The organism is Methanofastidiosum sp. (assembly GCA_013178285.1).
Lineage (GTDB): Archaea > Methanobacteriota_B > Thermococci > Methanofastidiosales > Methanofastidiosaceae > Methanofastidiosum.
The window spans coordinates 1-18,319 of record JABLXD010000034.1; the positions used below are offsets into that span (position 1 = coordinate 1).

The window sequence follows — 18,319 nt, forward strand, 5'->3', positions numbered from 1 at the left end:
CTTACATAATGGATATTTACCATATTTGAAATATCCCTTACTAAAGATAAAAGCTCTTTTTTATTCTTTTTTTCAAGCTCTAACTCAAGCTCTATAGACCTGTCAAAATGGTCCTCAATAGCCCTCTTATTCCTGCCTGTAATAATAAGTATTTCTTCAATGCCTGACTCGATAGCTTCTTCAATGATATACTGTATAGTAGGCTTATCTACTATAGGAAGCATTTCTTTAGGCTGTGCCTTTGTTGCAGGTAAAAATCGGGTACCGAGACCTGCAGCCGGTATTATTGCTTTGCGGACTTTCATTGGTGGTTATCCCCCTTTTTTTATCTAATCCCGATTATATAAGTCCCTTGTATATACCTTCTCTTTCACATCATTTAACTCCTCGCACATTCTATTTGCTAATATTACATCGGATATTTTCTTAAATTCATCTAAATCCCTTATTACCCTAGAGTTAAAGAAAGACTCTTCCTTTAACACCGGTTCATATACTACTACTTCTATTCCCTTGCCTTTAATTCTTTTCATTACCCCCTGAATAGCAGATTGTCTAAAGTTATCAGAATCCTTTTTCATTGTTAATCTATATACGCCTACAATCTTGGGATTTCTTTTGATTATCATATCAGCTATATGGTCTTTCCTCGTCCTATTAGCATCTACTATTGCCCTAATTATATTATTGGGAACATCTTGATAATTTGCCAGTAATTGTTTTGTATCCTTTGGCAGACAATACCCACCATAGCCAAAAGAAGGATTGTTATAATAATTCCCTATTCTAGGGTCAAGGCAAACACCTTCAATTATTTGCTTCGTATTCAGTCCCCTGAGTTCTGCATATGTATCTAATTCATTAAAGAAGGCAACCCTCATAGCTAAATATGTATTCGCAAAAAGTTTTATAGCCTCTGCTTCTGTTGGATTAGTATATAATACAGGAATATCTTTCTTTATTGCCCCTTGTACTAATAAATCTGCAAATTTTTTAGCCCTTTCAGACCTTTCTCCTATAATAATTCTTGAAGGATAAAGGTTATCATATAAAGCTTTTCCTTCCCTTAAAAACTCTGGTGAGAAAATAATATTATCTATATCAAACATTTCTTTTACTCTTTCTGTGTATCCTACTGGTACAGTTGATTTAATAACCATTACTGCATCTGGATTTATTGCAAGTACATTTGCAATAACACTTTCTACAGTTCTAGTATTAAAATAATTTTTTTCTGGATCATAGTCTGTAGGTGTTGCTATTATAACAAACTCTGCATCTTTATAAGCTTTATAGTTATCTGTAGTTGCTACTAGGTTTAATTCCTTTGTAGTTAGAAATTCTTGAATTTCTTTATCTACTATAGGGGATTCCTTTCTATTTACCATATCTACTTTTTCTTGAATGATATCAAGGGCTGTCACCTCATTGTGCTGCGCTAATAAAACTGCTATTGATAATCCTACATATCCTATACCTGCTACAGCTATTTTCATATGTAATGTCCCCCTTGTTTTGAGTAATAACGGCATTTAAAGCTTTACATTATAATATTCCTTATACCAATCAACAAACTTACCTAAACCTTCTTCAATGCTTGTAGATGGTTTAAATCCAATATCTCTTTCTAAATCTGAAACATCTGCATATGTTCTTAATACATCTCCTGGTTGCATGTCCATGTATATTTTATTAGCTTTTTTACCTATTTTTTCTTCAAGGATAGATATAAATCTTTCTAGTTTTACCGGCTGATTATTTCCTATGTTGTATATCTTGTATGGAGCAAAACTTGTACTTATATCATCCTTTGTTTCATCCCAATCTGGATTAGGTTTGGGAATAACATCTAATAATTTAGATATCCCTTCAACTATATCATCTATATATGTAAAATCTCTTTCCATATTTCCATGGTTAAATACTTTAATAGGGTTTCCTTCTATTATATTTTTTGTAAATGAAAAATAAGCCATGTCGGGTCTTCCCCAAGGACCATATACTGTGAAAAATCTTAGCCCTGTTGTAGGTATACCATAGAGATGACTATATGTATGGGCCATTAACTCATTTGATTTCTTTGTTGCAGCATATAAACTCACTGGATGGTCTACGTTATGATTTGTTGAAAAAGGTACTACTTTATTGCCTCCATATACAGAGCTTGAAGAAGCATAAAGTAAATGTTTTACTGGATAGTTTCTACAAGCTTCAAGAATATTCATGAATCCAACTAAATTTGAATCCACATAAGTATATGGATTTTTTATTGAGTATCTAACTCCAGCTTGAGCTGCTAGGTTAATTACATACTCTGGTCTATATGTTTCGAATATTTTATCTACTTCTGCTTTGTCTTTAAGATCTACTTTGTGGAATATAAAGTTGTTGTCTTGTTTAAGTATCGTTAATCGATCTTCTTTTAGTTTTGGGTTATAATAGTCATTAAGATTATCGATTCCTATTATTTCATAATCTTCATCTAGTAGTAAATTAGATAAGTGAAAACCTATGAAACCAGTAGCACCGGTAATTAAAATCTTTAAATTTTTATTCATCTCCATATATAAAACTCCTTTAAAAATAATAAGTTATGTCAGATAAGACCCTAATTTCAATGGTTATCAAATCTTAAAATACTTGGTATAAAAAGATTTGAGAAAAAAGAAGGATTCCCTCCCCTTGGTGTCGTAGGTAGTAGTTGAGAAACCATAACCCTAAAACCCACAAAGGAGGGAATCCTAGGTTATATTTCGACAACCACTACGCAATTTCCTTCTAGGTTTTTTACTGAACTTTTGCTCAAAAATTTTTCTTGTTGCCTCAAAACATTTTAATTTAAAGTTGATATTGAACCTTATACTGATAAGCCTCCAGGCTATAAAACTCTATCTCCTCTCAAAGACCATTTACCTGTTGTTGAGGAAAAAAGAGTTAAAAAAGATTTTAAATTAATCCTTTCTGAAGCTCGTGCTAAAGGGGATTCCATTTCTCCTGTTAGACGCATTAAGCCTCTTAACGTGGATGTCGATGAATGCCCTGTATGTGGTGCTCCTGCAGCTATTTATGCAGTTTCGGTAAAGATCCTGAAGGTTATCAGAAACTCCAGTGCAAGGTCTGTAAACACCAGTGGGCACCTGAAAAGCCTGTTCCTAAAAAGAAATACCCTACTTATCGCTGCCCTTTCTGTGGTTATGCTTTATCCCAGGATAAACGCAGGAAAAATTTCTTGATTTTTAAGTGCCGTAATGATAACTGTCCTAAATGGGTTAAACAGCACCGTAGATATCGCTTCAGAGCCTTTGATTTCGACCCTGAGAAGCTTAAATGTGCTTCCCCGACTAATTGCACCGGTCAACCTTGCTAAAAGCCATTTCGGGCCATTTCTGATTGCTCAGGCTGTTAATTTGTATATCAGCCTCGGGTTGTCTTTAAGACAGGCTGCTTTTGCTATAAAGCAGTTCTGGCAGGTTCGGGTCTCCTATGAAACTATTCAATCCTGGGTGGTTTCTTTGGCTGCTTATCTTGCTCCTTTGGTTAAGTTATTTGCTCTTCCTCTGTCAGGTATTGTTGTGATTGATGAGACTTATATTAAGGTTAAGGGCAAGTGGCATTATCTCTTTACTGCTTGTGATGGCTTAAGGGGTTTTATTATCTCTCAACATCTTTCTTCTCATTGTGATGCTAAAGCTGCTTTGTTTATTCTTAAGGAAGTCGTTGACCGGTATGGTAAGCGTGAGTTCATTCTCGTCACTGATAAGGCTCCTATCTATGATATTGCGGTTCAGGCTGCTCACTCTTTTTTCGGTGTTAGTATACGTCATCGCCCTGTAATTGGGTTTACTCCTGATGGGGATTGGTATACTTATAGACCGTATAAAAACCGCCTGGAACGCTTATTTGGCTCTTATAAGGCTCACTATAAACGCCATAAGTCTTTTGGCTCTTTTGATGGTGCTGTGGCTCATGCTCTGCTTTTTCACCTCTTCTACAATCATTTGAAACCTCATGCCGCTTTCGATAATAGGCCGCCTCTACCCCTTAAGGATAACAGGGGTAAACTGATTGATAACTGGGCAAATCTGATTCGGTGGTTCGTTGATTACGCTGCTTAACTGGGATTGGTTCTGGCTACTTTCCTGATTGCCTGACGGGTTCTGTCAAGGGCCAGCGCTAGCTGGGGCGGTAGCCTTTACCCTTGACAGGTTCCGGAAGGTAACCTATACTGGTTTTGAACCAATCCTTTACCCCAGGGTATTGTATGCCTTTTGGGCTTCTTCAAAGGGTGTTTGCTGCTCTATTATTCTGTCTTGTTTTTGATATTTTCGCTTGGTTTGTTAGCTACTGCCTCTTGATTCCAGCTTTTAGGGAATCCTCATACTTTATCTGACGCAACCAAATAATAAATAACACAACACTAATACAATATATTTTGAAAGTTTTATGAGATTAAGGCTATATAAAATTTATTTCCCCCATACAACCCTGTTTACATAATCAGTATAGGACAATATTATCCTTAATACTTTATCAGACACATTAGGCATACTATAGTCACTCACAAGTCTTAATGTATTTTTTTTTTGTGCCTCTAATACCTCAAGTCCTTGAAGAATTCTCTCTTTTTTAAGTCCTACCATCATAACTGAAGCTTCTTCCATCGCTTCTGGTCTTTCGTGGGCTTGTCTTATATTAAGGGCTCTTAGTCCAAGTATTGATGATTCTTCACTAATGGTTCCGCTATCACTTAAAACAGCCTTTGCATTTATTTGAATTTTAATATAGTCATTAAAGCCTAATGGTTTCATAGTTTTAACTAAAGAATTAAATTTTATTCCTTTTAATTCTATCATTTTTCTTGTTCTTGGATGAGTACTTACTATAATAGGTAGCTCATACTTTTCTGCTATAGCATTTAAACTATCAACCAAATCAAAGAAGTTTGTTTCTGAATTAATATTCTCCTCTCTATGAGCTGATACTACAAAATATTTCTCTTTTTCAAGTCCTAATCTTTCAAGTACATCAGATTTTTCAATATCTTCTTTTTTAGCATTTATTACTTCATACATAGGACTTCCTGTTTTTATTATTCTATCTATTGGAAATCCTTCTCTTATTAAATATTCTCTCGCTATATCGCTATAGGTTAAATTTATATCAGCAATATGGTCAACTATCTTTCTATTTGTTTCCTCTGGCACTCTTTGATCAAAGCATCTATTACCAGCTTCCATATGAAATATAGGTATGTGTCTTCTCTTTGCTGCAATAGCACATAAACAACTGTTTGTATCACCTAAAACCAAAAAAGCATCTGGCTTAACTTCTTCTAAAATGGGATCTATTTTAATTAAAATATTACCTATAGTCTCCATGGGAGTTCCTGTTGCTGCATTTAAAAAATAATCTGGTTTTTTTAAGTCTAAGTCCTTAAAAAACACCTCATTTAATTCATAATCATAATTTTGTCCTGTATGAACTAATATATGTTCTATCGCTTCTGATTCTTCAAATTTTTTAATAACCTGTGAAAGTCTTATAATCTCTGGTCTTGTTCCAACTACTGTCATTACTTTTAGTTTCTTCATATATTAAACCTCCAAATAATATGTATCTGGTTTTTCTGGATCAAAAGGTTCATTTGCCCACATTATTGTTACCATGTCTGTTTCACCAAGATTTTCAATGTTGTGGGTATAACCTGGTGGTATATCTATAACTTCTAATTTATCTCCACTGACATAATACTCAATAATTTCATCAGAATCAATTTTTCTAAAACGAATAACGCCTTTTCCACTTACTACAAGAAACTTTTCATTTTTTGTATTATGCCAATGATTTCCCTTTGTAACTCCTGGTTTTGATATATTTACTGAAACTTGCCCTCTATCCAAAGTCTTTATAAACTCTGTAAAAGAACCTCTGCTGTCTACATTCATTTTAAGCTCATAACTAAATTTGTCTTTAGGTAAATAGCTTAAGTATGTACTATATAACTTCTTTGTAAACTCATCAGACATGTTTGGTATAGAACGTTCTTCTCTACTCCTCTTAAATGAATAAATTAAGTCAACAATCTCCCCAAGGGTAATTGTATGAACAATTGGAACTTCACAAAAATCTCCCGCTCTATTTTCATTCCCACTTAAAGCTCTTATAAATTCTTCTACTACATCATCTATATATACAAGATTCATCACTACACTTGGATCATTCACAGTAATAAGTAAATCATGAGCTATATTATGACAAAATGTTGCTATAGCACTGTTATAATTTGGCCTGCACCATTTACCAAAAACATTAGGTAGACGATAAACAAATACTTTTACACCTGTTTCTTTACCGTAAGAGAAAACTAAATCTTCTCCTGCTTTTTTACTTCTACCATAGGGGTTATCCCTTTCAGCTTGTATAGAAGATGTAATGAGTATTGGGGCTTTGTTATTGTGTTTTTTAAGTAATTCTAATAACTCAGAAGTAAATCCAAAATTCCCTTCCATCAATTCTTCTTCATTTTTGGGACGATTTACACCCGCTAAATGAAAAACAAATTCACATTCTTTTGTATACTTGTCTAAAAGGCACTTATCAGTATCTCTATTAGATTCATAAATATTTTCATATCCTCTATTCTTTAATTCAGCTACAAGGTTTTTACCTATAAAACCTCTTGAGCCTGTAACTAATATTTTCATTTTAGTTTCAACCTTTCAATTTATATTTTATTAGATTATTTAAAAGAAGCTGCAACTTCTTGAGCACTATAACCATCTTGCAACTCTCGTTTTATATAATCTAATGTTAGTAACTTTTCTTTTATTTGTTCAACATTCAAAATTTCTGTGTTATGAGAGTTGTATTCTTTGTATTCTGATAACTTTTTATTACCCTCAACAAAATACTTGTCATAGTTTAAGTCACGGTTATCGGCAGGTACTCTGAAAAATCCTCCTAAATCTTCAGCTACTAAATACTCTTCTTTAGTAAGTAGAGTCTCATAGAGTTTTTCACCATGTCTAGTACCAATTATTTTTATTTCATTGTCTGCATTAAAGATTTCTTTTATAGCTTGAGCAAGATCACCTATCTTAGTAGATGGAGCTTTTTGAACCATAATATCTCCTGCTTTAGCGTTTTTAAAAGCATATATTACTAGTTCTACTGCTTCATCAATACTCATTAAAAATCTAGTCATATTCGGGTCTGTAACTGTTAAAGGTTGCCCGCTCTTAATTTGTTGAACAAAAAGTGGTATAACAGAACCCCTTGAAGCCATAACATTACCATAACGTGTTCCACAAATAAGTGTTTTATCCGGTGATACTGTTCTTGATTTTGCTATAAATACTTTTTCCATCATTGCTTTAGAAATACCCATAGCATTTATTGGGTAGGCTGCTTTATCTGTTGATAGACAAATTACTTTTTTTACTCCTACTTCTATAGCCGCAGTAAGTACATTATCTGTGCCTATTATATTTGTCTTTACTGCTTCCATCGGAAAGAACTCACACGATGGAACTTGCTTTAATGCAGCTGCATGAAAAACATAATCTACTCCATACATTGCATTTTTTATGCTTGATAGGTCTCTAACATCCCCTATGTAAAACTTAATTTTATCGTTCTTATAAAATTTTCTCATATCATCTTGCTTTTTTTCATCACGGGAGAAAACTCTGATTTCACCTATTTCAGTATTTAGAAATCTTTTTAGAACAGCGTTACCAAAAGTCCCTGTTCCTCCTGTTATTAATATTGTTTTGTTTTTAAACATTTTCACACCTCTTTGTTATAAATAATATTTTAAAATTATTACGTATCATTATTCATTAAGAGCTTTTAATAATAATTCTCTATGTGCTTCACATTCAATAATATTTCTAATACAAGCAAGTTTTCTTTTATTAAATAAACTATTGATTAGTTTTCCATGCAAAATTTTCTTATCTATTCCTCTCAACCATCTCGGAAACCCAGATATTTGACTTAGATAAAAATTTCGATTTTCTAAAGCAAGTTTTCTATATTGTTGCTCAACAAACTCCTCATCTCTAATTTTAATTGATCTTTCTTCTAATTCATTTAATATTTTTTCCCTCTGACCATCATTTGCAATAACTATGCCATTACCAGATTTACAAATCGGAATGAATTCTATTCTCGAGCTACCTGATACTATAATTTTTACCAATAAACCTGTTTGCCAATATTCGCTTTCAGAAAGATCAAATATAAAATTTCCTTGTCCGTAAATAATTGTCGAACCATTATATTGTTCATAAGCTCCGATACAGTGGCTATGTTGACATACCACCAAATCAGCTCCCTTTTCTGTCATCTTTCTACATACTTTCTGAAGATATGGCGATGGAAATCGATAATGTTCTTTTCCTCCATGATATAATACAATGACATAATCACATTGTGATTTTAATGTCACTATATGATCAAAACTCTCAAGCGGATCAAACGGATTTGCACCAGAAGTATTTTTAGTTGCTATAGAAAATTCATGTTCTGCACAAGCATATATACCTATCTTCAAACCATCTTTTTGAAATATATAAGGCTTACTTGCTTCAGATAAATTCTCTCCTACTCCAATAAAGGGAATTTCATTCTTATTCAATATATCCTGAGTCGATTTAAACCCTTGCATTCCTTGATCTAGAATGTGGTTATTTGCCAAAGTAAGTAACGAAGGATTTAGCGCTTTAATTCCATTTACAGTACTTGTGGGAGCAATAAGGTTAGGTCCACACTTATCAATGGGATCTTCCTTATCTGTAAGAGGCACTTCTAAATTGAATATGCGAATATCGGCAGAATTCCATACTGAAAGTAGTTCTTCGCCAAGTAAAGCCGTTATGTCGGCATTGCTGAATAAGTCTATATTTGATTGTGTTGGTACTAAGTCACCAGCTATTATTAATTGCATACTACTCCTCCTAATTTACTTACTTATTTTTGAGGGCAATTCTAACCAACTACCCATTTCCATTTCTAAACTTTCTGGTTCAAATTTTTCATAACCCGCCCCATGATAGAACGTCATTTCTCCAAAATAAATTCTGTCATTAACGTAATAGAAGTCCACCCTTACATGTGGATAATCTTTCGATAATATTCTAGCTAGCTTGAGCATTTCATTTAACTTATTCGGTTTTTTAATAATCGTATTAGGATCTGTAGGATATTGAATAGAAGCAGGTATATAATTCCACTCAGTGTCATACAAGTTTCTCTTATGTCCACTGAATCGATCGTAATCAACTTGAATCAATTTAGGTTCACCGTTAAAACAAAATATTTTGTAATCTTTAAGTTCTATGCCAGATTCATCCACCATATATTTTTCACATATAATTCTTGGTTTAATATTTTTATACGGCCATTCTCGATGAACCCAATAATACCTTCGTTTAAGCCACATATTGACTTCTTTTTTTAGCTCAACATAATTAATCTTTAATTTATCTTTGCATATATAAATGTTTCCTGAGGTATGGTTAGGTTTTAATACAAATTCATTTGGTAAAGCATCAAAATCTATTTCATCAAAATTATCGTATACTCCTAAAAGCGGTATTAAATATTCTTCACCAATCGTTTCCGCGATGTATTTTCTCACTTCATACTTATCAACTAACTTTGTATACTCAGGCTTTCGATCATATAGTTTTAGCCATTGAATTTTTTCATTGAAAGTCTGAGGATTTCTAAGATTAAGCTTTTTACCCACTTTAACATAATACGCAAACCGTAAATATAATGAATCTGGTATGAATTTTAATAGTCCATCAATCTTAAGCTTCTTTAAAATGCTTACTTTGTTCATACCAACCACCTCAATTTACATTTATAGAATTAAGTAGATCTCTAATTTTTTCTATATAACAGCGATAGTCGAAATTTTTTTTTGCTACAGTTCTACATTTACTGCGCATATTTTGAATCGATGGATAATCTAACGCAATTGCTTTTCTTAACCCATCAATTACATCATTGACCGTGTTTCCATACACAACAATTCCAGTTTCCATGTCTTTTAAGTACAATCCAATATCGCTCGTTAGATTTGCAATTACTGGAGTCCCCTGAAGCATACTTTCAGCAACCTTAGTTGGAAAACCAGCTCTTGCATTTAATGTATCTGGTCTAATGAGAATCGTAAAATCTGCTTTTGCGACATATTCTAAAGATACTTCACGAGATAATGGACCATATACTGTTATACACGATTTTAAATAATTATACGACGCCCTACTAATCCCAAGTTGGCTCCTTATAGTTTCTTCAGAAGGGCCAATTATGTGAAGATGAATATGCTTTTGTAAACCTGGTTCTTCCATCAATGCTTTTATTACTACGTCTAACATATCTTTCTTTTTCCCAATGAATCCTGCGTATACTATATTTAGTTTATTGTTGTCAAATTTGCTGTCGCTAACTTCTTTTATGTAGTCTGAATCAAGTATAGTAGGTATTCTTACGGTTTTGATATTAAATTTTTTATAATACTCTTCTAGGTATGAACTTATTGTTATTATTGCATCGGCCTTTTTGTAAAGTAATCTTAACGCAATTCTATTATCCCAGTAGAACGGTCCAAAACACCCTAGATGGAATTGACTCGCATTAAACCATTCACAAACCTCAATTATTAATTTTGCAGAAGATTCATTACAAAAGTCTTTCACAGTCTTAAATAGACGGGTATAACCCCCCCCCATAATAACAACATCTGGTTTTTCATCAGATAAAGTAAGAAGCGTTCTCTTTAATTCTTTTCCTCCAAATATTAGATTCTTCAAGTTCATTTTCCAACCAGTAATTTTAGGAAAAAATGTCTCAATTCTGATTGAATCTTTGTCTAACCAAGAAATATTTCCATTCTCACCTTCTGTAGAAATTACCGTAATTTCATATCCTAAATACTCATATATTTTACAAAGATAATATATTCTCGTAGCGTAAGCAGTATTTGATGGAAAAGAGCTATTTGCTATATAAAACATCTTTTTACTCATGGAATAATCTCCTTTCAGTATTTATATTTCAATTTGTGATAGTCATCATTGGTATCGTCATTACTCTGCTTTACTTTTGAAGTAGTTAAAGTTCATTAACCTCTTAATTTTTTCTAAAGTTATAATATTTACTTTTTAAAAACCAAATGCCAAATATTATAAATGTCGCTACCGTAGACCCTCTTTGTACAAAAAGCTGATTATTAGCGGTTAAGTACAAATACATGATATTCAATGTTGAAAACATTATAAATGAAATAGGATTGTCATATTCAACTGTTTGCTTCCAACTCTTGGCATAGATATAAGCTATACACCCCATAAATATCAAGGTTCCAATAAAAGTAAAATCACTTGCAAGCCAAGGGAAAATTGTATGCCAATTACTAAGACCATCATAACCAAACGTCATTTCCATTCTTGCTAAATATGTTTTAGTATACATATCTGGTACACTTGGTATAAACTGAGAAATAATGCTGTTAAGTCCTCGCGCACTCCCTAAGAAATATGACCATTCAAATGGAAGTTGTAACGTAAGCGATAACCCATACCACCCCATTGTCGGGTATATTAGAAAAAAACCTATTTGATACTTCATGGAATCAGGAAATAAAGCTAACAATGGATGTTCAAGATTAAGTGTGATAAATCTCCCTAAATATACCGATTGTGTGCTACCCCATAATATCTTTCTATTCATAACTATAGTTGAAAAGAATAAAGTAGCAATGACAACTCCTGAAACTATTTTAATACTGTTTCCTAAGGAAAACACTTTTTTACCTTTTTTCACTTTAATTACTAACACTGCACTTAGAATGTAAATCATTACATCCATAAATGGTTTCTGATCACCAATATAGAATATTGTATATATTAATGTTAATAATATATTTATTATCATAACAACTTTAATGCTTTTCTTTGTTTTTTCCCAGTCATATAAAACCCCGCAAACTGATATAATATATAAAAATGTAGTAAACGTATCTATTTGTCTAAATATATTCTTATCAGCAAAAATTCCTAAGCTCTTTTTAGTATATGTTATTGCCATAATCGTAAATAAATTGCTAAAATCAGGAAATCCATATAGTTTAATACTACTAATTAATAGTAAACTTTTAATCACTAAAACTATAAGAGTGATAGTTGCTATTTTCCTTCGGAAAGTAACTCTTTTTTTTTCGGTAATCTTATAATTTTGTTTTATTTTTGATTTTAAGCCAACCATCATTCCAAACCATGTGAAAAACAAAAAGCTAATTACATAAGCAAAAACTAATAACTTATTATAATTGCAATATTGTAAAGGGCCCCAAAAAGATATCAAAAGAGTAATCATTGTATAAAGTACAATGATTATAAATGGTATCCATCTATAACTTGTATTTCGTTTATTCGACTTTTTCATAGTTTGTCTCCTCCAATATTACTTCTTCTATAATTTATATATCCAGTTACCATGCTTAATAAATAAACTAATCCCGATAACATAAATGCAACAATTAAACCTATTACTTTAAATTTGGGAACAAATATTATAGCCGCAATTATCATAGATAATCCCGAAAAAATTGCTCCTGTCATAAGTGTTTTCCCATAACCCTTTGCCCCCAAAAAACGATTGATAAAATCACCTAATCCCAAACAAATTCCATACAACGCCAAAACTTTCATATAAGAAAGTGACTGTATATATTCGATCGAAAAGATACTTATAAAAAAATAATCTATAAATATGTAGAAAAGCAAGTATGCTACTAAATTAAAGCCAATAACAAAGGAGAACAATTGAAAGGATAATCTTTTTCTTTTAACATTAGATTTGTATAAAACTGTACCAAAAGTAGAAGCCAACATTTGAAACGGTGCTACAAAACTAAATGCTAACGAAAAATAACCATAGTTCTCCATACCTACGAAACTGCCACTTATTAAGCCTATAACTTGTCCAACAATAACGCCAAATATTGAACCGATATATACTTTAAATCCAAAACGCTTGTTTTCTTCTTTTAGAGCTAAAAAACTCTCAGAAATTTTCACACGAATTGGGTTGCATTTGTATATTCTGTATATAATTGCCAAACCATTAATTACAACATATGGAATTAGTAATGTTAAAGTGTTTGTATATCTGAAAACATATATTTGAACAAGTACTACAATAAAAATAAGAGTCTGCGGAATTAAATTAAATATTGAAAGTGAATATATCTTATTTTGACCTGTCAAAATTGCTTTAACAGTTAATTGCATGGTAGATAAAATAATATAAGGAGTAAAGTATATTGCGTACCACGTTATATTTATTATTTCATTTGCATTCAATACAGATATTAATGGTATAGAAATCAATATATAAATTAATGCAGTAATAAAACTAACTGTAAAGCCATAACCGCTGATTTTACTTTGTTCAGTTTCTTGACTTATAGCAGCAATACGCCCTGCTGAGTTCGGATACCCCAAATTGATTAAGCCAGGTATCATCAATAAGTAATTAACAACATACCTATACTCCCCATATGCATTTGGATCTATATTTTTTGTGGCAACGATGTTAATCAAAAAACTTAAAACAAGTGTCACAAAGTTAGAAATCAGTTGTATAGTTGCTTGATAAGCATACTTTTTTGTGTTATTATTATTTTTTGTACTTTTTAATGTAAATATAATATCCGATTTATTTATTCTCAATCCGCATTTTCCCTTCTTAAATTTATTCAATTATTTCTTGCCACTTTTTAACTATAATATCAGCATTAAAATTCGTAGATGACTTTACTGCACCCTCCGAAATCTTACTTCTAATGTTATAATCAGAAATCAATAATTTAATTGCTTCTATAAGCTCTTCTTCTGAACCAACCCGCACTAATATCCCATTCTCACCATTTTGAATAACCTCATTTGACCCCGCGCAATCTGTTGATATACAGGGCAACCCCATCATCATAGCCTCTAATAAGGCATTTGATAATCCCTCATAATTGGAGGATAGAACAAACATCTCAGCATCTGCTATCTTTTCGTGGATATTGGATACATTACCAGGAAGAAAAACAGCATTTGTAAGCCCTAATTCCTTTATTTGTTTTACCAGTGCATCTCGTAATTTTCCTTCCCCATATATATATAACTTATATTCTGGGTAATTATCATGTACTTTTTTAAACGCACGAATTAACATAGCATGGTTTTTTTGTTCCACCAAGCGTCCAACAGCTACTATCTTTTTTTCTTTCGTATTTGAAGCTAATCCAGTCACATGAATAGGATTTGGTATAATTACACTTTTGTTCTGTATTCTTTTAGAAAAACAGGACTGAGCCCATTTTGTTTGAAATACAACGCAATCAACAAAAGGATAAAGTAAATGTGTCGCAAGCCGTACAAATATAGACCTACCATCTGCAGTAGGATCGTTCCGTTCTGATACTATTATTCGTTGTTTTAAGCCAATACAAGATAGTATAGTAATAATATTAATGCGTGCAATAAATGAAACAATTCTATCTGGCTTGTTTTCAATGACATATTTTCGAATACTAGATATCCAATTTGGCAATTGCCTAATTCTAGATTTATTCTCATTGCATATTGGTATAACATTGACATTATGATTTAATTCATAATCACAACGGCTATTTAGTAGCATTAATATATCAACTTTCCAACCTCTTTCTGCATAGCTATTTGCTAGAATAGAGATTACTCTCTCTGCTCCTCCTCTTCCCATGCTACCTATTAAAAATACTATTCTTTTAGTTTCCTCTCTATTATCCATTCTGCAACACCTCTTTGTATATTTTTGACTTCTACCTTAACATTCTCAACATCAAATCGACTGACTTTTAAAAATTACTAAGCCTCATTGACTTTCTTAATGCACTGTCTGTTGCAGAACACTAGTTCCTTTAAAACTATTAATGTCATAAGATTTGCAAAGATAACACCTTCACCTTATTCAATCAAATCAACATTCCCTCTAGTTTTTGAAACAGCATAGAGCGGTGCTGCGTTCATATCTTCCATTATTAAGCATAGCAAACCTTTTTAATAGATTATAAATAAAAGAATATATGTAACAGTTAATAATTCCTTATTTAAACCTGAATCCGTGATGGCTTATCAAAAAAATACTTTTTACAAAAAACACTATACCTAATTTAGAATTAACAACAAAACCATACAAATATCATTTAGCAACAAACGAAGAAACAACATATACTTAAAACAAAGCAAATATTTAAGCAATACCCAACTAACCCTCAAAAATTTCATTTTTTCAGGGGTATTAATTACATTTTCCAACAAAAATACTCTATGTGAAACCCCAACCTATAGAAGGCGTTTCTACACCAAAACCATTATTGTATTATTACATCATGTTATGTAAAAGAGGTATATAACCTTTTAGCAGTATAAAACCATGCACAACTTCTACTAAACCGTAAATAATACCTTCTACCATGCTGAACAAGTTTTGCAGCCAAAGTAATCAAATTTTGAATAACCGTCCGGATTCTCCTACGGCTGACTTTTTTCCTGACAGGAGCATCATTTTTGCAAAGACTTTCCTGACCCATAACTCGTAAAATGTTATATGCAAGAATACCCAGATGCAGAATCAGGTTATTAGTTGCAAATTTCCCGGATGGTAAACGCTCTAAATCCATATCGGTTTTTATTTCATTATGAAACTGTTCGCTGGTCCCATGATCGCAATACAGTTTCGCAATAACTTCAGGAGGATAAAAAAGTGAAGTCGACTAGGTTTCTACTTTGATATCAGGTTCTAACATTATTTGACCGTCTTCCCTGATACTTTCTTCCGTAACCTTAAAAACAATGCGAACAGGTTCGGTAAGGTTTTTATACGATGTTTTTATTTCACCCCAATATACCGTTTTACCTTCTCGTTCCTTAATTGCCTTACCATGTTGTTGTGCAGTATATAACCATAACTTGGGGCTTTCACGGCGTAAATTTCGTTTAATTATAAAATCAACATGTGTTTTACGACATACTTGAATATTCAAAGCAGCGTCATTACCTGCATCCATCCTGATAAGTATCGGTGCATCGGTAATACTTTTTGCATAAAGTATGCTTTGTTTTAAAAATTCTACCGTGCCGTTTTGACAGTGGGTTTTGCCTTTACGAAGTTCTACATTTATGCAGTAACCTTCCTGCCCAAGATAAGCAAAAATCGGAGCATATCCGTCAAAACCCTTATATGTCCTGGATACTCCTTCTTTCTTTGTTTTTGAATTGTCGAATGGGGATACATCTATATCAAGAGCAACCAGTTTTTCATAACAAGGAGTAATTGTGGCACCAACTGATTTGATCATTTTGGCTGATTCTTCAAGTATGATATTCTCCCATTTACTAGCAGCTGCATCTAGACGTTGTTGCAGCCTTGAACTTGATGGAACTTTTTTGATTCCCAGTGACTGTGCAAAGAAGAAATCGTCATGATAACATTCTATATACTCAAAATCATTTTTGCCCTGACACAAAAGGCCAATGTATGATCTTGCTATATCGCTGTTTGAAATTTTGATAAAGGTAACATCAGGCACAATTACTCTATTTAGTCTTTTTGTTAAAGAAGTTTTATCTAACAGTTGGCCAACTGCGGATAATCCGCTAAATGTTGTAATAATTTCATCGGATTGTTCAAATATGTATCGAACCATTGTAATTCCTCCACAATCTGAAATTTATCCTGATTCTATCATACAACAATCTGATGAAAAGTACAAGTCTAATTTTGAAAAAGCAGAGCTAATAAAGGTTCGATACTTTCTTCTGCTAAAGGTAGAGTATGTTTCACCTGTTGGGTGATTATCTTTAAATCTATGAAAGTGCAGTTATGTATGTGTTATCAGTGTTTTTGAAAGTTTGTTATCACGGATTCAGGTAAATATAATTCTCATAAATTTTTTCCATCTCTCTTCTTACATTTTCAAGTGAATATGATTCAATACATTCTAAACTTTTTTGCCCAAACTTTGTTCTTAATTCTTGTGATTTGTAAATTTTTTCAACTGCATTCACAAACCCATCTACATCATCTATATCAACAACATATCCATTCTCACCATTTTTAACTAAATCCCGATTCCCTCTACAATCTGTAACCACAAGAGGCAATCCTGTAACCATTGCTTCCATAACATTAACTGGTAAACCCTCTTGTCTTGATGATGAAACTGCAACGTCAGCAATAGTCATAAGATTTGGAACATCACTTCGGTATCCTAAGAAATGAATATATTGTTCTAAATTTAAATTTTTAGTTTGTTCCTTATATTTGTCTAATAAGTTACCTGTACCTACTAATAATAATTTCAAATTAGGAATTTTCGTTTTTAATATATTAGCTACATTTATAAGTAAATCTTGATGTTTTCTATAGCTCATTTCAGCAACATAAATTATAATAAAATCATTTTCATCATATCCATATTTTTTTCTTAGTTCTTTTTTATTTTTAAGAGTTTGAGGTTTAAACTTATTTAAATCTATTCCAACACCTGGTATATATTTTACATCATTTATTTTTAATAATTTCTGTGCCGCAATGTAGTCCTCATTGTTTATTGTAATTATACAATCTGTAAATCGACTTAGCCATTTTTCAATATTGTAATAGATCAACCAGTTTTTAAGTGGAGCTCCTTTAAAAAAATGCAAACCATGAGCCGTATATAAAACTTTGGTACCTTTTTTTCTAGTTTTTTTAGCTGCTAAACGAGTTATAGCACCACCAGAAGGTGATTGACAATGGATAATATCAAAATGAATATCATCAAATAATTTTTCAAGCTGTTTTAAAGCTTTTATATTACCAGTGCTAAAAGGATTTCTCACAAAATCAATTTGATGCTTTATTACATTTGGATCTTCAAAATGGTCTATTTTATCATTAAAATTAGCTGCAATATGTACTTCATGCCCCATACTTAATAAAACTTTGTAATCATAGTGTCCAAAAATTCTAAAATGTCGGCCTAAATGTGCCGTAACCAATACTCTAGCCATTATAACATGCTCCTTTAACTAAATATTCCACAGTTTGAATGGTATACTCTACATCATCACTCAATTTAATATTGAAATAATGATATAACCTACATTTCGCACCCTTAATTACGAGGATTCCACATTTTTCATTCCAGTAAATAATGCGGCCTTTTCCTAATGATTGTATAAATATCAGGTGTTAGCCCGGCCAGAGAAAGAATTCGGTCTAAAGG

At 32.2% G+C, this 18,319-nt stretch carries 14 protein-coding genes and 2 pseudogenes; 2 read left to right on the plus strand and 14 right to left on the minus strand.

The window, feature by feature from the left end:
* From HPY60_09470 to HPY60_09480, 3 genes are all read right to left on the minus strand, one after another.
* The coding region (locus HPY60_09470; protein ID NPV51410.1) for an NTP transferase domain-containing protein at nucleotides 1–305 on the minus strand (305 nt) is incomplete at its 3' end.
* A gap of 24 nt (nucleotides 306–329) precedes the next feature.
* Nucleotides 330–1,496, minus strand: a complete 1,167-nt coding sequence (locus HPY60_09475) for a nucleotide sugar dehydrogenase (protein NPV51411.1) — start codon at nucleotides 1,494–1,496, stop codon at nucleotides 330–332.
* Nucleotides 1,497–1,532: 36 nt separating this feature from the next.
* Nucleotides 1,533–2,558 (minus strand): NAD-dependent epimerase, encoded by a 1,026-nt coding sequence (locus HPY60_09480; protein NPV51412.1) that lies wholly within the window; start codon nucleotides 2,556–2,558, stop codon nucleotides 1,533–1,535.
* A 190-nt stretch (nucleotides 2,559–2,748) separates the two neighbouring features.
* Between HPY60_09480 and HPY60_09485 the strand changes: the two are divergent.
* Nucleotides 2,749–4,115 (plus strand): annotated as a pseudogene (locus HPY60_09485) (DDE-type integrase/transposase/recombinase).
* A gap of 351 nt (nucleotides 4,116–4,466) precedes the next feature.
* On the opposite strand, the gene wecB reads toward HPY60_09485, so the two are convergent.
* The 10 genes and pseudogenes from wecB to HPY60_09535 form a co-directional block, all read right to left on the minus strand.
* Nucleotides 4,467–5,591 (minus strand): UDP-N-acetylglucosamine 2-epimerase (non-hydrolyzing), encoded by a 1,125-nt coding sequence (gene wecB / locus HPY60_09490; GenBank protein ID NPV51413.1) that lies wholly within the window; start codon nucleotides 5,589–5,591, stop codon nucleotides 4,467–4,469.
* 3 nt (nucleotides 5,592–5,594) lie between these two features.
* Nucleotides 5,595–6,704, minus strand: coding sequence for a capsular polysaccharide biosynthesis protein CapF (locus tag HPY60_09495; GenBank protein ID NPV51414.1), 1,110 nt, complete (start codon nucleotides 6,702–6,704; stop codon nucleotides 5,595–5,597).
* Between the two features lie 35 nt (nucleotides 6,705–6,739).
* Nucleotides 6,740–7,786 (minus strand): polysaccharide biosynthesis protein, encoded by a 1,047-nt coding sequence (locus HPY60_09500; GenBank protein ID NPV51415.1) that lies wholly within the window; start codon nucleotides 7,784–7,786, stop codon nucleotides 6,740–6,742.
* A gap of 48 nt (nucleotides 7,787–7,834) precedes the next feature.
* The gene (locus tag HPY60_09505) at nucleotides 7,835–8,950 is read right to left on the minus strand and encodes a CapA family protein (GenBank protein NPV51416.1); all 1,116 of its coding nucleotides are present in this window, start codon (nucleotides 8,948–8,950) and stop codon (nucleotides 7,835–7,837) included.
* Between the two features lie 15 nt (nucleotides 8,951–8,965).
* On the minus strand, nucleotides 8,966–9,850 hold the full coding sequence (locus HPY60_09510) for a glycosyl transferase (GenBank protein ID NPV51417.1): 885 nt from the start codon (nucleotides 9,848–9,850) through the stop codon (nucleotides 8,966–8,968).
* A 10-nt stretch (nucleotides 9,851–9,860) separates the two neighbouring features.
* Nucleotides 9,861–11,042, minus strand: a complete 1,182-nt coding sequence (locus tag HPY60_09515) for a glycosyltransferase (GenBank protein NPV51418.1) — start codon at nucleotides 11,040–11,042, stop codon at nucleotides 9,861–9,863.
* Nucleotides 11,043–11,145: 103 nt separating this feature from the next.
* Nucleotides 11,146–12,459, minus strand: coding sequence for a hypothetical protein (locus tag HPY60_09520; protein ID NPV51419.1), 1,314 nt, complete (start codon nucleotides 12,457–12,459; stop codon nucleotides 11,146–11,148).
* Nucleotides 12,456–13,778, minus strand: a complete 1,323-nt coding sequence (locus tag HPY60_09525) for an oligosaccharide flippase family protein (GenBank protein NPV51420.1) — start codon at nucleotides 13,776–13,778, stop codon at nucleotides 12,456–12,458. Before HPY60_09525 ends, HPY60_09520 begins: the two co-directional genes overlap by 4 nt.
* A complete protein-coding gene (locus HPY60_09530; GenBank protein NPV51421.1) occupies nucleotides 13,771–14,838 on the minus strand; it encodes a glycosyltransferase family 4 protein in 1,068 nt (355 codons plus the stop codon). Before HPY60_09530 ends, HPY60_09525 begins: the two co-directional genes overlap by 8 nt.
* A 604-nt stretch (nucleotides 14,839–15,442) precedes the next feature.
* Nucleotides 15,443–16,762 (minus strand): annotated as a pseudogene (locus HPY60_09535) (IS1380 family transposase).
* On the opposite strand from HPY60_09535, the gene HPY60_09540 reads away from it, so the two are divergent.
* Nucleotides 16,743–16,904 (plus strand): hypothetical protein, encoded by a 162-nt coding sequence (locus tag HPY60_09540; GenBank protein NPV51422.1) that lies wholly within the window; start codon nucleotides 16,743–16,745, stop codon nucleotides 16,902–16,904. The pseudogene HPY60_09535 and the gene HPY60_09540 overlap by 20 nt on opposite strands.
* 63 nt (nucleotides 16,905–16,967) lie before the next feature.
* On the opposite strand, the gene HPY60_09545 is transcribed toward HPY60_09540, so the two are convergent.
* The gene (locus HPY60_09545; protein NPV51423.1) at nucleotides 16,968–18,104 is read right to left on the minus strand and encodes a glycosyltransferase family 4 protein; all 1,137 of its coding nucleotides are present in this window, start codon (nucleotides 18,102–18,104) and stop codon (nucleotides 16,968–16,970) included.
* Between the last annotated feature and the right edge of the window lie 215 nt (nucleotides 18,105–18,319).

What these genes read in the sequence shown, in the direction of transcription:
- HPY60_09475 (NPV51411.1), bottom strand. Translation starts at nt 1,496, where the DNA reads ATGAAAATAGCTGTAGCAGGTATAGGATATGTAGGATTATCAATAGCA.
- HPY60_09480 (NPV51412.1), bottom strand. Translation starts at nt 2,558, where the DNA reads ATGAATAAAAATTTAAAGATTTTAATTACCGGTGCTACTGGTTTCATA.
- wecB (NPV51413.1), bottom strand. Translation starts at nt 5,591, where the DNA reads ATGAAGAAACTAAAAGTAATGACAGTAGTTGGAACAAGACCAGAGATT.
- HPY60_09495 (NPV51414.1), bottom strand. Translation starts at nt 6,704, where the DNA reads ATGAAAATATTAGTTACAGGCTCAAGAGGTTTTATAGGTAAAAACCTT.
- HPY60_09500 (NPV51415.1), bottom strand. Translation starts at nt 7,786, where the DNA reads ATGTTTAAAAACAAAACAATATTAATAACAGGAGGAACAGGGACTTTT.
- HPY60_09505 (NPV51416.1), bottom strand. Translation starts at nt 8,950, where the DNA reads ATGCAATTAATAATAGCTGGTGACTTAGTACCAACACAATCAAATATA.
- HPY60_09510 (NPV51417.1), bottom strand. Translation starts at nt 9,850, where the DNA reads ATGAACAAAGTAAGCATTTTAAAGAAGCTTAAGATTGATGGACTATTA.
- HPY60_09515 (NPV51418.1), bottom strand. Translation starts at nt 11,042, where the DNA reads ATGAGTAAAAAGATGTTTTATATAGCAAATAGCTCTTTTCCATCAAAT.
- HPY60_09520 (NPV51419.1), bottom strand. Translation starts at nt 12,459, where the DNA reads ATGAAAAAGTCGAATAAACGAAATACAAGTTATAGATGGATACCATTT.
- HPY60_09530 (NPV51421.1), bottom strand. Translation starts at nt 14,838, where the DNA reads ATGGATAATAGAGAGGAAACTAAAAGAATAGTATTTTTAATAGGTAGC.
- HPY60_09540 (NPV51422.1), top strand. Translation starts at nt 16,743, where the DNA reads ATGTATCGAACCATTGTAATTCCTCCACAATCTGAAATTTATCCTGAT.
- HPY60_09545 (NPV51423.1), bottom strand. Translation starts at nt 18,104, where the DNA reads ATGGCTAGAGTATTGGTTACGGCACATTTAGGCCGACATTTTAGAATT.